The 13,470-nt window shown below is 71.2% G+C and carries 10 protein-coding genes; 4 read left to right on the top strand and 6 right to left on the bottom strand.

Going from position 1 to position 13,470, the window contains the following annotated elements; all coding sequences use genetic code 11:
* Nucleotides 1-83: 83 nt before the first annotated feature.
* Complete coding sequence (locus AB0C03_RS29495; RefSeq protein WP_030337005.1) at nucleotides 84-956, bottom strand: LLM class F420-dependent oxidoreductase; 873 nt, start codon at nucleotides 954-956, stop codon at nucleotides 84-86.
* Nucleotides 957-1,104: 148 nt separating this feature from the next.
* Here AB0C03_RS29495 and AB0C03_RS29490 point away from each other — a divergent pair, with 148 nt between their 5' ends.
* From AB0C03_RS29490 to AB0C03_RS29480, 3 genes are read left to right on the top strand one after another with little or no spacing between them, the layout of a single operon-like run.
* Nucleotides 1,105-2,262: an acyltransferase family protein gene (locus tag AB0C03_RS29490; RefSeq protein WP_357640360.1), complete on the top strand. Its 1,158-nt coding sequence runs from the start codon at nucleotides 1,105-1,107 to the stop codon at nucleotides 2,260-2,262.
* The gene (alr, locus tag AB0C03_RS29485; RefSeq protein ID WP_210864359.1) at nucleotides 2,259-3,401 is read left to right on the top strand and encodes an alanine racemase; all 1,143 of its coding nucleotides are present in this window, start codon (nucleotides 2,259-2,261) and stop codon (nucleotides 3,399-3,401) included. Before AB0C03_RS29490 ends, alr begins: the two co-directional genes overlap by 4 nt.
* Nucleotides 3,398-4,420: a D-alanine--D-alanine ligase family protein gene (locus AB0C03_RS29480; protein WP_357640356.1), complete on the top strand. Its 1,023-nt coding sequence runs from the start codon at nucleotides 3,398-3,400 to the stop codon at nucleotides 4,418-4,420. The genes alr and AB0C03_RS29480 overlap by 4 nt, the downstream gene beginning before the upstream one ends.
* A 15-nt stretch (nucleotides 4,421-4,435) precedes the next feature.
* Here AB0C03_RS29480 and AB0C03_RS29475 read toward each other — a convergent pair whose 3' ends face one another.
* The 4 genes from AB0C03_RS29475 to AB0C03_RS29460 are packed head-to-tail and all read right to left on the bottom strand — an operon-like array spanning nucleotide 4,436 to nucleotide 8,079.
* Entirely contained in the window at nucleotides 4,436-4,942 is a 507-nt protein-coding gene (locus AB0C03_RS29475; protein WP_245233750.1) for a hypothetical protein, read from the bottom strand.
* Nucleotides 4,939-6,396 carry an ATP-binding protein gene (locus AB0C03_RS29470; RefSeq protein WP_210860918.1) on the bottom strand — a complete coding sequence of 486 codons (1,458 nt, stop codon included), beginning with the start codon at nucleotides 6,394-6,396 and terminating at the stop codon, nucleotides 4,939-4,941. The genes AB0C03_RS29475 and AB0C03_RS29470 overlap by 4 nt, the downstream gene beginning before the upstream one ends.
* On the bottom strand, nucleotides 6,393-7,085 hold the full coding sequence (locus AB0C03_RS29465) for a response regulator (RefSeq protein WP_030337016.1): 693 nt from the start codon (nucleotides 7,083-7,085) through the stop codon (nucleotides 6,393-6,395). Before AB0C03_RS29465 ends, AB0C03_RS29470 begins: the two co-directional genes overlap by 4 nt.
* Before the next feature lie 16 nt (nucleotides 7,086-7,101).
* Nucleotides 7,102-8,079: a phosphatase PAP2 family protein gene (locus tag AB0C03_RS29460; RefSeq protein ID WP_357640352.1), complete on the bottom strand. Its 978-nt coding sequence runs from the start codon at nucleotides 8,077-8,079 to the stop codon at nucleotides 7,102-7,104.
* 268 nt (nucleotides 8,080-8,347) lie between these two features.
* On the opposite strand from AB0C03_RS29460, the gene AB0C03_RS29455 reads away from it, so the two are divergent.
* Nucleotides 8,348-8,854, top strand: coding sequence for a winged helix-turn-helix domain-containing protein (locus tag AB0C03_RS29455; RefSeq protein ID WP_030337020.1), 507 nt, complete (start codon nucleotides 8,348-8,350; stop codon nucleotides 8,852-8,854).
* 74 nt (nucleotides 8,855-8,928) lie between these two features.
* Here the strand turns inward: AB0C03_RS29455 and AB0C03_RS29450 are convergent, their stop codons facing one another.
* A complete protein-coding gene (locus tag AB0C03_RS29450) occupies nucleotides 8,929-13,311 on the bottom strand; it encodes a S8 family serine peptidase (RefSeq protein WP_357640348.1) in 4,383 nt (1,460 codons plus the stop codon).
* Nucleotides 13,312-13,470 lie beyond the last annotated feature (159 nt).

Below are 13,470 nucleotides of genomic sequence, written 5' to 3'. Positions count from 1 at the left end.
AGGACGGCCCTCGTCGGTGTCCTGACGCTGTCGCCGGATCCACCGCGGCTGTCTCGTGTCGACACCGCCAGTCGCGGCCCCCGTCAGCCGATGTCGGCCAACCGGGGCAGCACCTCGTCGCCGAGCCGCTGGGCGAACTCGACCGGGTGCCGATCTGGCGTCACCTGCACCTCGCTCACGCCGAGCGCCGCGTACGCGGACACCTCGGCGAGGAACGCGTCGGTGTCGTCCAGCGGCGCCTGGGCGGCGACCACCGTCTTCTCGATGGTGTCGTAGTCGCGGCCCTCGGCGGCGCAGTGCCCGCGCAGCACATCCAGCTTGCGCGCGACGTCGTCGATGCCCGCGCGCCCGAACAGGTTGCAGGCGTCGGCGTACCGGGCCACCAGCAGCAGGGTCTTCTTCTCGCCCCCGCCACCGATCATGATGGGCGGGTGCGGGCGGCTCAACGGCTGCGGCGAGTTGATGGTCTCGGCGAGCTGGTAGTGCTTGCCGTTGAACGGGCCGTCGTCGGCGCTCCACATCTGCAGGCAGATGCGCAGCGTCTCCTCCAACCGCTCGAACCGTTCGGCCACCGGTACCACCGGCACACCCAGCCCGAGCTGCTCCCGCTCGTACCAGGAGGCGCCGATGCCGAGGCGGGCCCGGCCGCCGGAGAGCACGTCGAGGGTCGTCACGGTCTTGGCCAGCAATCCCGGGTACCGGTACATCACACCGGTGACCAGCACGCCCAGCGTCATCCGCTGGGTCTTCGCCGCGACGTAGGCCAGCGTGGTGTACGCCTCCAGCATCGGTTCGTCGGCCGCGAACACCGCGTCCATCTGGAAGAAGTGGTCCATCACCGTGAACGACGCGACGCCGGCCTGCTCGGCGCTGGCGGCGGCCTGGGCCAGTGTCGGTGCGATGGCGGCCGGGTCGGCCGGGGTCGAGTAGTTCCAGTAGTGCAGCCCGAGCTTCATGTTCGGCACCTCCGCAACGAGCCTAGTGCCGCCCGGCCCGCGCCGGGGCGGCTCCGCGTCGCCGACGAGTCGGGTGCGGCCACGTCCATTACCGGATCATGACAATTCGGGGATCACGCGCGGATATCCGGCTGGCAGCTTTCGGTGGGTGATCCAACAGACCACCGAGTCCCGGCCCACCGAGCGGGAGCCCGACGCGACGCGTGTCCGGTTCCGCCACCGCCAGCGGACCGGACCCACCCCTGCCACCGTGTCCGCGCCCGCCGCCGGATCACCGCGGGCGCAGTGGGCCGATGCCGCGAAGGGCGTCTGCATCGTCCTCGTCGTGCTGTGGCACGTGGTGGTGAAGGACTACCTCCAGATCGACTGGCACATCGGCGTACCGGTGCCGGGCTTCTGGGGAACGCTCGGTGAACAGTTCCTCCCGCTGCGGATGCCGCTGTTCTTCACCATCTCGGGCGTCTTCGCGGCGAACGCCGCCCAGCGGCCCTGGCGGCTGGTCGCCCGCGGCCGGATCGCCGGGTTCCTCTACCTGTACGCCGTCTGGCTGCTGATCCACACGGCGGTGCTCGCCGCCGCGCCGCAACTGCCGACCGACCGGGCCACCTCGGCGCTCGGTCTGCTGGAGCAGCTCACCATCACGCCGTCCAACCTCTGGTACCTGTACGCCCTGGCGGTGTACTTCACGATCGCCAAGGCGACCCGACGGCTGCCCCGGACGCTGGTCCTGCTCCCCGCCGCCGCGCTGTCCGCCGTCGCCGCCGCCGGCCTGCTCGACACCCCGGGCAACCGTGCGGGTCTCTACCAGAACCTGGTCTTCTTCCTCGCCGGCCTGTCCCTGCGACAGCAGATCGAACGGTGGGCGGCCACTGCCAACCGCCGCCGGCTGGTGCTGACCTCGGGGGCCTACCTCCTGGCGCTCGCCGCGATGGCGGTGACCGGCGCGCAGCAGTGGTTCGGTGTGTGGCCGGCGGTCTCCGTGCTGGCAGTGATCTTCGGCATAACCGCCGCCGCCCGGCTGACCTCCTGGTCGGTGCTCAGCGATCCACTGGCTAGGCTCGGCCGCATCACCCTGCCGATCTACGTCGTCCACATGCCGGTCCTGGCCCTGCTGCACCGGCTGTTGCTCGTACCGGTTTCCGGGTTGGGTGGGTCTGCTCAGGGCCTGATCGTGTTCGGTTATCCGATTCTGCTGACCGGGCTGGTGATCGGCCTGAGCCTGGCCGTGCACCGCGCGCTGCTCGCGGTCCGCGCGGGCTGGCTGTTCGCGCTCCCCGGCCGGCGGCGGGTGGAGGCGGCCCGATGAGCATGCTCGCCGAAGCCCTGGTCGACCTGGAGGCGATCTCCACCAACGTGCGGACGATCGCGTCGGTCACCGGCACCGGGCTGATGGCCGTGGTGAAGGCCAACGGGTTCGGCCACGGCGCGGTGCAGGTGGCCCGGGCCGCGCTCCGGGCCGGCGCCGCCTGGTTGGGGGTGACGTCGACGGCCGAGGCGCTGAGCCTGCGCGAGGCGGGTGTGACAGCGCCCACGTTGAGCTGGCTGCACCGCCCGGACGACGACTTCGGTATGTTGATCAAGGGTGGCGTCGACATCGGCGTGTCCACGACGACGCACCTGCACGCCGTCGCCGACGCGGCCCGTCTGCTCGGCGCGCCGGCGATGGTGCAGCTCAAGGCGGACACCGGGTTGTCCCGCAACGGGGCCGCCGGGGACGACTGGCCCGAGATGGTCGGTTGGGCCCGCAAGTACGAACGGGAGGGCGGTATCCGGGTGCGCGGGGTGTGGTCCCACCTCGCCGACGCCGACCTGCCGGGCGCCCCCGCGCTCACCCGACAGGTGGCGATCTTCGAGGAGGCGCTGCGGATCGCACGGTCGGCGGGTCTGGACCCCGATCTCGTCCACCTGGCCAACTCGGCGGCCGCGTTCTGCGCACCAGAGACCCGCTTCGACCTCTGCCGGATCGGGATCGCCCTGTACGGCGTGGACCCGTTCGGCGCGAGTGGTCCCGGCGAGTACGGGCTGCGCGCCGCGATGACACTGCGGACGAGCGTGGTCAACGTCAAGCGGGTGCCGGCCGGTACGGGTGTCTCCTACGGGTTCGAACACGTGACCAGCGCACCGACCACGCTGGCGCTGCTGCCGCTCGGCTACGCCGACGGGCTGCCCCGGGTCGCGGGTGGGCGCGCCTCGGTGTGGCTCGGCGGTCGGCGGTGCCCGATCGTCGGACGCATCGCCATGGACCAGTGCGTGGTCGACGCCGGCGATCTTCCCGTGACGATCGGCGACCCGGTGGTGGTGTTCGGCCCCGCCGAGGGTGACCACCACCCTCCGACCGTCGTCGAGTGGGCCCGTTGGGCCGACACCAACCCACACGAGATCTTGACCGGCATCGGGGCTCGGGTGGCCCGCGACCACCTCGACGGAAGGGCACGGAAATCATGACAACGCGACTGGCGGTCCTCTACGGCGGGCAGAGCGGCGAGCACGAGGTGTCCTGCCGCTCGGCGGCGAGCATCCTCGCCCACCTGGACCGTGAGCGGTACCAGGTCACCGAGGTCCTCATCGACCGCGACGGCGGGTGGCACGTCGGCGGTCGACCGACGCCACTTCCCGCGGCGTTGCGTGTGCTGCGCGCCCAGGACGTGGTGTTCCCCGCCCTGCACGGCCCGTACGGCGAGGACGGCACCGTGTCGTCGCTGCTGGAATGGCTCGGCGTGCCCTACGTCGGCAACGGTGTGTTCGCCAGCGCCGCCGGCATGGACAAGGGCGTCACCAAGCGGCTCCTCGCGGCGGAGGGCCTGCGGGTCAGCCCGGGGGTGACAGTGCGTCCCGGCGAGGAACTGTCGCCCGATGACCAGCGCCGGCTGCAGCTGCCGGTCTTCGTGAAACCGGCCCGGGCGGGTTCGAGCCTGGGTGTGGTCAAGGTCGACGACTGGGCGGGGGTTCCCGCCGCGCTGGAGCAGGCCCGTCAGGTCGACCCGAAGGTGCTCATCGAGCAGGGCGCGCGCGGACGCGAGATCGACGTGGCCGTCCTCCAGCACCCGGACGGGCGGGTGCAGGCCGGCCCGCCGCTGGAGATCAGGGTGAGCGGCGCGGGTTTCTTCGACTACGACGCGAAGTACGACGGCGGGGCGACCTTCCAGATTCCGGCCCCGCTCGACGCGGCGACCACCGAGGTGCTCCAGGACCGTGCGATCCGCGCCTTCCAGGCCCTCGACTGCCGCGGGCTGCTGCGGGTCGACTTCTTCCTGCCCGCCGAGGGGTCGCCCGAGCCCATCGTGAACGAGGTCAACACCTTCCCCGGCTTCACCGCCGCGTCACAGTTCCCGCAGATCTGGCAGCAGGCCGGTATCGGGTTCGCCGCCCTGATCGACATCCTGATCTCCGGCGCGCTGGCCGATCAGGACCACCGCCACCACAGCGGCCTGCCCCGGCAGGCCCGAGCTGTCGACCTGGTGTGAGGCGGTGGGGCCCGGTCACCTGGCGGGACACCGGCGGGCTGGCTGGGCACCGTCGGACCCGACGATGGTGACCGGGCCCGAGCTTGCCACCACGCCGGCCTGGGCGGCGGCGTCGGACACCGTACAGATGATCTGGTCGGTCGCCGTCGGCGACAACGCCTGCGCCGTCCCGGTGACGCGCACCGTGAGACCACCGAACCGACCGGCCGTGGGCGTCACCTCGACGACCGGGTTCAACCCGGTCGGCACGTCGCTGGTCAGACCCTGGTCGCGTTCGTTCGGCTGCGGGCCGGCGGCGAGCAGGGCAAGTGCCTTGGTCGGTGAGGAATCCCCCCGGGCCGGGCGCAGGACCAGCACCAGTTCGCCCTGCGCGACCAGGTAGAGCCCGACTCCCTGCGCGGGGCCGCTGACCGCGGGACGACCGGTGATGACGAGGCTGGGCCGTACCCCGCACCCCGCCAGCAGCGGACCGAGCAGCAGTGCGCCGGCGAGCAGCGCCCGCCCGGTGCGCCGGCCGGTCACCGGGCACCCCCGGTGTCCGTCGTCTCGCGGGGCAGCCGGAGCGTGAAGACCGCGCCGCCACCCGGGGCGTTGCCGGCGACGAGAGCCCCCCGGCGCTCGCCGTGGCGGTGCAGCCGCGCGTTCTCCCAGGAGATGGCGAGGCCGAGGCCGCTGCCCTCGGAGCGGGTCCGCGCCGTGTCGGCCTTGTAGAAGCGGTCGAACACGTGCGGTAACACCTCCGGGTCCAGCCCCGGCCCCTGGTCGGCCACCTCGATGGTGACCCAGTCCGGATCGGCGCTCACGCGTACGGTCACCGGCTCGGCACCGTGCCGGAAGGCGTTGCCGACCAGGTTGGCGACGATGACGTCCAGCCGGCGGGGATCGAGCCGGGCCACCACAGCGGGAGGCAGGTCGGCGCGTACCCGGTCGGTCCAGCCGCGGATCCGCAGGGTCGCGGTCACCGCCGCGCCCACGTCCACGTCGTCGAGGGCGAGCCGGGCCGTGCCGGAGTCGAACCTGCTGATCTCGATGAGATCGTTGACCAGGTGGGTGAGGTTCTGCGTCTCCTGGCTGACCAGCCGAGCGGCCCGGCCCGCGTCCCCGGGCAGGTGCTCGGCCTCCTCGTCGAGCACGTCGGTGACCGCCGTCATCGCGGCCAGCGGGGTGCGGAGCTCGTGCGAGACGTCGGCGACGAAGCGGCGGGCGTCGGATTCCATCCGCCGCAGCTCACCGACCTGCCGCTCCAGCGTGCCGGCGGTGTCGTTGAAGGTCCGCGCCACGTCGGCCAGCTCGTCCACGCCCCGGACCGTCAGCCGGGTGCTCAGGTCGCCCTCGCCGAGGCGGCGGGCCGCTCGGCCCAGGTCGCGGACGGGTCGCAGGACCCCCCGGGCGGACAGCAGGGCCAGCAGGACGGCGAGGAGCAGGGACAACCCTCCGGTCCACCACGCCCTGGTGGCGAGCTGGTCGATGCTCTGCTGCTCGGGCACGAGATCGCGCACCGAGTAGACCTCCAACCCGGACGGGTGGGCCGTGCCGTCGGGGCGCTCGAGCCGCAGTTGGGTGCCGATGAGCAGCCAGGGCCGCCCGTGCTGCGAGACACGCTGCCAGGCGATCTGACCGTCGCCGACCTCCGCCCGCAGCTCGGGGCTGAGCGGGGCGGGTGTCTGCGAGCCCTGTGCCCGCATGTCCCGGTAGATGACCACCGCGAAGCCCTCGCGGTCGGAGAGCCGCTGGGCCAACAGGTCCAGGTCGTTCTGGGTCGGCGGAAGCTGGGCGATCGGGTAGACCTTGGTGAGCTGGTCGGTCAGCGACATCACCGCGGCGTCCTGCGCCTGCTGGAGGATGACGGTCCGGGCCTGGAAGTAGCTGCCGCTGGCCACGACGGCCGTGGTGGTGACCCCGAGCAGCGCGAACGCCAGCAGCAGCCGGACCCGCAGGCTCGATGCCTGGGCGGCGACCGAGCGCCAGAAGGTCACAGCGGCCCGAACCGGTATCCGAAACCACGCACGGTCTGGATGAAGACCGGCGCCGACGAATCGGCCTCGATCTTGGCGCGGACCCGCTGGACGCACGCGTCCACCAGTCGCGAGTCACCGAGATACCCGTGCTCCCACACGGCCTCCAGCAGTTGCTGCCGGCTGAGCACCTGACCGGGCGTGTGCGAGAGTTCGAGCAGCAGCCGCAGCTCCGTGGGGGCGAGGCTGACCGGCGTCCCGTCCTTGCTGACCACCAGGGCCGCCCGGTCGATGGTCAACGCGCCGTGCTGTTCCAGGCCGGCCCGCTCGCCGCCGCGCCGCGAGTCGCCACCGGTGCGTCGCAGCACCGCGCGGATGCGCGCCTCCAGGACCCGGGCCTGCACCGGCTTGACCACGTAGTCGTCGGCGCCGGCCTCCAGGCCGGCGACCACGTCCATGTCGTCGTTGCGGGCCGTGAGCATGATGATCGGCAGGTCACCGAGCTGCCGGATCCGGCGGCAGACCTCGAACCCGTCCATCCCGGGCAGCATGAGATCGAGCACCACGACATCGGACGGGGCCGCGCGCAGTCGCTCCAGCCCCTGCTCACCGGTGCCCACGGCGTGCACCGTGTGGCCCTGCCGGGTGAGCGCCAACTGCAGTCCGTCGCGCACCGTCTGGTGGTCTTCGATCAACAGCACCTGGGACATGTCGTCAAGTATCCCATCATGAGATCTTTCGGGCTTCGGTCGACGGCTGCGGCTGCGCGGGGCTCCGCGCCGCCCTCGGCACCGCGAAATCCGTCGAACGCACCAGGAACACCACAGCGCCCACCAGGAACATCGTCGAAACGGCCGCGGCCACGATCGCAACCAGCGGCCCGCGCTGCACCGACGCGGCCAGACCGGGCACGACCACCACCAGCGCCCAGACCAGCACGACCAGCCCGACCGCCGCCTCGGCCAGCCCGCGCCAGAGGCCGCCGCCGGCCGAACCGCCGGCCGCGTCGTGGTCGGTGGGCCGGGCCGCCAACGCGGCCGCGGCCAGGAGAAACAGTGTCACCCCCAGCAGTACGCCACCGAGCACGTCGCTGAACCGGTGCCAGCCCGCGATCATCGTGGCGGCGGCGATCACCGAGACTCCCGCCGCACCCGGCACCGCCAGCCAGCGCCGGGCCCAACCGGGAAGGACCAGCAGAAACGCCAGCAGCAGGGCGGTCGCCGCCGCGACGTGACCGCTGGGAAAGCTGTTGTGGGTGGTGGAACTCTCGATCTGCAGGTCCGGGCGGGGCAGTTGTGTCTTCACCGCGCCGGCCACCAGCACCGCGCAGACGACCATGCCCACGCCGACGACGCCCGCCACCAGCCGGCGGCGCAGCACACCCACCAGCAGCACCACGCCGAGCAGGGCCGCGATGAGCGTCGGGTTGCCGAAGGTGGCCAGCACGGTCTTGGCCGGGCCCACGAGCGCTGTCCGCTGCTCGTACCCGCCGCCGGATTCGGCGGGCGGCAGGAGCACCCCGTCCAGCCACTGCCCGGGATAGGTCCGCACGAAGACAGCGGCGGTGAGGGTCAGCGCGAGCAGACCACACAGCGCCGCGGCGAGCAGTCGGAGCCCCAACGGCACCGCCGCGCGGGCGTGGGGCAGCGGGCGCGCCGGACCGGGTGTCGGGCGCCCGACGGAGTACAGCGATCCGGTGGACATGGCGACCATGCTCGCCCCCGCAGGTCCGTACGCCGTCCTCGGATTGTCTTGGTTCTGTCACAACCACCCCCGCCGCTTCCGGAGAAGCGCATGGTCGGCGGTGGGGTCGGGTGGCCTGGTCGGCGCAACGGGATTCACATGCTTACATGCAACTATGTTTTACCCAGCCGAGATCAGCCACCACTAGGGTCAGGACGCCGATCGATGTCTCGGTCGGCGGTACGACAATCCATCCGGAGTGATGTGGGGAACCGGAAGGTGTTGGCACATGCAGGAAATTCCAGTCGCCAGCCTGGTCATCGGCATCGCATCCTCGCCGGCCGAGCGGCGACATCTGGCCCGGCTGCTCGGCGGCAGCGACGCCTTTCTGATCGTCTCGACAGTCGACCAGGCGCGAGAGTTTCTCGGGGTGGTCGAGGCGCCCGCCGCACCGGCCCCGCCGACCACCGCGGCGCGCGCCGAGGTGGCGCCGAGCCCGCAGCCCCCGCCACCGGACCTGGCGGTCGACTCCGACCGTCGGGTGCTGCGGTGGCGTGACCAGGAGATCGACCTGACCCGGTTGGAGCACGACGTGCTGCTCTGCCTTGTGCACGCCCCCGGGCAGGTGTGGACCTACGAGCGGCTGCACCTGGAGGTCTGGGGCAACCGGCACCTCGGCCGGGGCTCGGACATGCACTCGGTGGTCCGCCGGGTGCGCGCCAAACTCGCCAGGCTCAACGCCGCGGCGACGATCCACTCGGTACGCGGCGTCGGATTCCGGCTCGCGCCCGTCTGATCACCCCGGGCGCGGTCCGGCCCGCCTGGTCGAGGACCAGGCGGGCCGGACGTCACGCGACTAGTGCTCGGCCGTCAGCACCTGATGGGCGCCAACCCGAAGTTCTCCACCGTGGGGGTCGCGGTGTCGATCCGGGTCTGGCGGGTCTGCGGCTTCCAGCCGTCCTTGGCCACGATCATCGTGAGCGGGTTGTTGCGGCGGTCCACCCAGTAGGCGTACTTGCCCTCGGCATCGGTGGCGAAGGTGTACGACGCCGCCCACGAGTCGACCTGCACGACCGCACCGGCGAGCGGCGAGGTCGCACCCTGGCAGCTGGTGCCGGTGACCGTACCCATGAGCTTGCCCCAGGTCTTCGGGGGGTTCGCGGTCATGGTCACCGCGACCGGCGCGACCGAGTACGGGGTGTTCTCGGAGATCGCTACCGCGCCGGAGTAGGTGCCCGGCTGGTCCACGTTCGCCGTCAGACCGACGGTGACAGTGACCTTCGCACCCGGTGCGAGGGTGACCTCCGACTTGTCGACGGTCATCCAGCTGACGTCGGCGGCCGACTCGGAGCATCCCTCGAAGCCCGGGAGCACCTCACTCTCGGGAGCCGCGTCGAAGCTGCCGGACGAGCCGCCGATCTTGTAGAAGCCGCACGCCGCGCCGCCGCGGTACCGCGCGGTGTTGGCGTTGGGCAGGTTGGACCACGAACCGGCGGCCGGGTCGTAGGCGAAGCCGGCGTTGCTGATGGCCCCGCCCTGCGAACCACCGACGACGAGCAGCTTGCCGCTGGCGACGGCGTACGCGCTGGCCCAGTTGTCGGTCGGCGCGTCGGCGATGGCGGTCCACGTGTTGGCACCCGGGTCGAAGGCGTAGCTGGACTTCTGCGCGGCGGAACCGTCGTTGCCGCCGGTGCAGTAGAGGACGCCGTCGATCCCGCCGCAGGAGGCGAAGGCCACCGACTTCGGGTAGTTGGCCATCGTCTCCCAGGTGTCACTGGTCGGGTCGTACCGGACCACGCTGTTCGACATCGGCGTGCAGGACGCGGTCGTGCAGCCACCGACCGCGTACAGCTTGCCGTCGACGACACCCTGACCGGCCGCGGCCCGGGGCGCCGGGTTGTCGGCCAGCTCGGTCCAGGTGTTGGCCCCGGGGTCGTACGACCAGGTGGCGGAGTCCGGGCCGGCGTCGCCCCAGCCACCACTGACGATGATCTTGCCGTTCACCACGCCGGCGGTCACGGCGTTGCGGGCGCCCGGAAGGTCGGCGATCGCCGTCCAGGTCTGCGCGGCCGGGTCGTAGGCGTAGTTCTTGGTGGTGGACGCCTCACCGTTGCCGCCACCGAGCGAGTACACCTTGCCGTCCAGGTTCACCACCCGGTTGTCCATGATCGTGGCCGGGTAGTTGGCGATGTCGGTCCACGGCGCCGCGTTCGGGCCGACCGCAGCGGCAGCGGCCTTGGCCTCCTTGCCGGACGCCTTGGCGGCGAACGACGTCGGCACGGTGAGCCGCTGCTCCGGCGCGCCGCCGGACCCGAGCACCTGCTGCCGGGTGACAGTGGAGCCGTCCGCCCGCAGGAGTTCGAACCCGTTGTCCCGCTCACCGAACTTCACCTCGACCGGCGCGCCGCCGGTGTTGGTCACCGTGAACGTCTTGCTGGTCTTGCCGTTGGGCATCTGGAGGGTGGCGCTGAGCTGCGTCGGCGTCACCGACAGCCGGCCGGCCGCGAGCTGGAAGTTCGCGGTGGTCGCCCAGTCGGCCTCGACGTCGACAGTCTTGGTCTGGCCGACGTAGTTGCCGGCGGACGCGGTGAACGGGTGCTCGCCGGTCAGCGACGAGTAGATCCAGTAGAAGCCGTCGGCCAGCTCCGGGTCGTCCGGGGTCGCCACCGTGACGGCCTTCTCGGCGGGCCGGTCCTTGCTGGTGACGGTCGCGCCGTTGACGTAGCTGCCGTCGTTCTTGTCACGGACGTTGCCGACGACCAGACCACCGTCGACCGGCACGCAGGTCACCTGGCTGCCGATCAGGACGTTGTCGACCTCCCACCACCACTCGTACGAGGCGTCGTAGTAGTGGAACCGGACCTGCACCCGCGCCTGACCGGCGGCCTGCGGGATCGGGATCTCGGTCAGCTTCGGTCCCCGGACGTCCGTCTCCTGCCGGAGCACGTTGGTCCAGGTGGCACCGCCGTCGATGCTCAGGTCGACGTCGGCGGTGTCGTCGTTGAGCTGGTTGAAGTCCTGGTTGAACCGGATCACCGGGGCGGTGACGGCGGTCAGGTCGACCACCGGGCTGACCAGGGAGGTGTCCTGGCTGGTGCCCGCACCGTAGTCGTCGCTGTCGATCATCGCGAAGTTGCCGCTGCCGCCGGTCAGGTTGCCCCGGTTGCCGTCGTCGGTGAACTTCCAGACCTGACCGCTGCCCGCGTTGTCCACGACGGTCCAGCCGGCCGGCGTGGTGGTGGCGTCGAAGGTCTCGTACTCACCGTCGGAGCCGAACGTGTACCCGGCGGCGGTGGTGCAGTCGGTGGTGTCCACCGGCACGGCGACGTTGGCGGTGACGTTGCTCGAGCCGACCACTACCTGCTTGGTGACGGTCTGGTAGCCGGGGTACTGCGACTCGTACGTCAGGGTGTACGTCTGCCCGGCCGGCAGCTTGATGCTGTAGCGGCCGTTCGACGGGGTGGTGTAGTCGTAGACGCCGGACACGCCGGTCACTGTCACCTTCGCGTACAACGGCCAGCCGTGGCCGGAGCCGTCGGTGACCGCTCCGGTGACGTTGACACTCGGCACCGCGGTGAGGGCGACGTTGAGCGTCGTGGTCGTGCCCTTGGCGATGGTTGCCGTCGTGGTGGTGCCGCCGTACCCGAACGCCGCGACGGCGACCTGGTAGTCACCGGTGGGCAGCTGGGTCGAGAACTTGCCGTCGGCACCGGTGGTGAGCTCACGCTCGGACGGGCCGGTGAGCGTCAGCGTCGCGCCGGCGATCGGGGCGCCGGAGGTCGCGTCGGTGACGGTGCCGGCCAGCGTGCCGATGTCGCCGGTCGGGGCGGCGTTGAGCAGCGCGAGGGCGTCCAGTCGGCCTTCGCCGTAGACGTTGTTGTCGGCGGCGGTGCCACCGCACTGGTCGTCGGCCTTGTCGATCGCGGCGCCGTTGAGCAGTGCGCGGGTCGCGTTGACGTCACCGACCAGCGACGGCGCCGCCGAGTACAGCAGCGCGATCGCGCCCGCGAGGTGCGGCGCGGCCATCGAGGTGCCGCTGATGCTGCCGTAGGCGCTGCCCGGGATGCTCGACCGGACATTCACGCCCGGCGCGGAGATGTTGGGCTTGATCTCGCCGTTCTGCCCGGCGCCGCGGGAGGAGAAGCCGGCGACGTTGTTGTTGATGTCGTACGCGCCGGTGGAGTAGTTGCTGGCGAGGCTGCCCGGCGAGCCACTGGTCTGGCAGGCCGGTCCGCTGTTGCCGTTGGACCAGACGCCGAAGATGCCGGACGCGGCCCAGGCGTTCGTCACGTCCTCCATGAACGGCTCGTTGGACGGGTCCCGGGTGCCCCACGAGTTGTTGATGATGTTCGGTCGCTTGCTCGCGTCCGCGTTCTGACCGTTGAGGTCCAGCGGCTCCAGCATCCACTGACCGGATTCGATCAGGGCGGCGTCACTGGGGCAGCACCCGTTCGCCGCGATCCACCTGACCCCGGGGGCGACACCGATCTGGTTCGCGCCGTCGGAGCCGGCCATGGTGCCCATCGTGTGCGTACCGTGACCGTCGCCGTCGCAGGGAGCTGTCGCGCAGGCCCCGGTGGCGTTGGCGGCGTTGAACCAGTTGTAGTTGTGGTCGAAGGTCCCGTCACCGTTGTTGCCCCGGTAGGAGTTCACCAGCGCCGGGTGGTCGAACTGCACCCCGGTGTCGATGTTCGCGATGGTGATGCCCTCGCCCTTGACGCCGTACTGGGACCAGACGTCGTCGGCGTTGATGTTGGCGATGCCCCACTCCAGGGCGTTCACCGTCTTCTCGTCGGCGCCCTTCGTCGTCTCCGGCACCTTGTACGCGACCGGGGCGTAGAGGCCCTCGACCTCCGAGTGGCCGGCGAACTTCTGCGCCATCGCCAGCGAGCCGCTGTTCACCTTGATGGCGTTGGTGGCCCAGAAGGTCTGGTACTTCGTGCCCGAGCTGTCGAGGTCGGCCCGGATCTTGCCCTGGCTCGCCGCGGCGGTCTTGCGCAGCGCGTCCGCCACCGCTGTGCCGCGCTTCGACCAGTCCTTGATGGCGCTGGCCTTGCTCAGGTCCGCCCGGTCCTTGAACCGGATCCAGAAGTCCCCTTCACTCTTGGCCTGGAGCTGCTTGGCGAGTTCGGGTCGGATCTTGTCCCCGGTCGAGGTGCCCGCCCCCATCGCACCGCCCGGCGCGGCCTGCGCGCCCGAACCGATGGTGACCAGGCATGTCGCGGCGAGGATCGTCGCCGCACCGGCGCTCACCAGCGATCTGGCTGCGCGCCGCCATTGTGGACGTCTGAACATAGGTGCTGCCTCCCTCAGAACGACCCAGGGTGTAGTGGGCCATGGTGGACCTCCCCATGCACCGCGCGGGTCACGCCGGTTGCCCGAGTGGACACTATGATCGAGAAGAACGGACGA

It is taken from the genome of Micromonospora parva, assembly GCF_040649675.1.
GTDB lineage: Bacteria > Actinomycetota > Actinomycetes > Mycobacteriales > Micromonosporaceae > Micromonospora > Micromonospora parva.
This window is presented reverse-complemented; position numbering and strand designations above follow the sequence as displayed.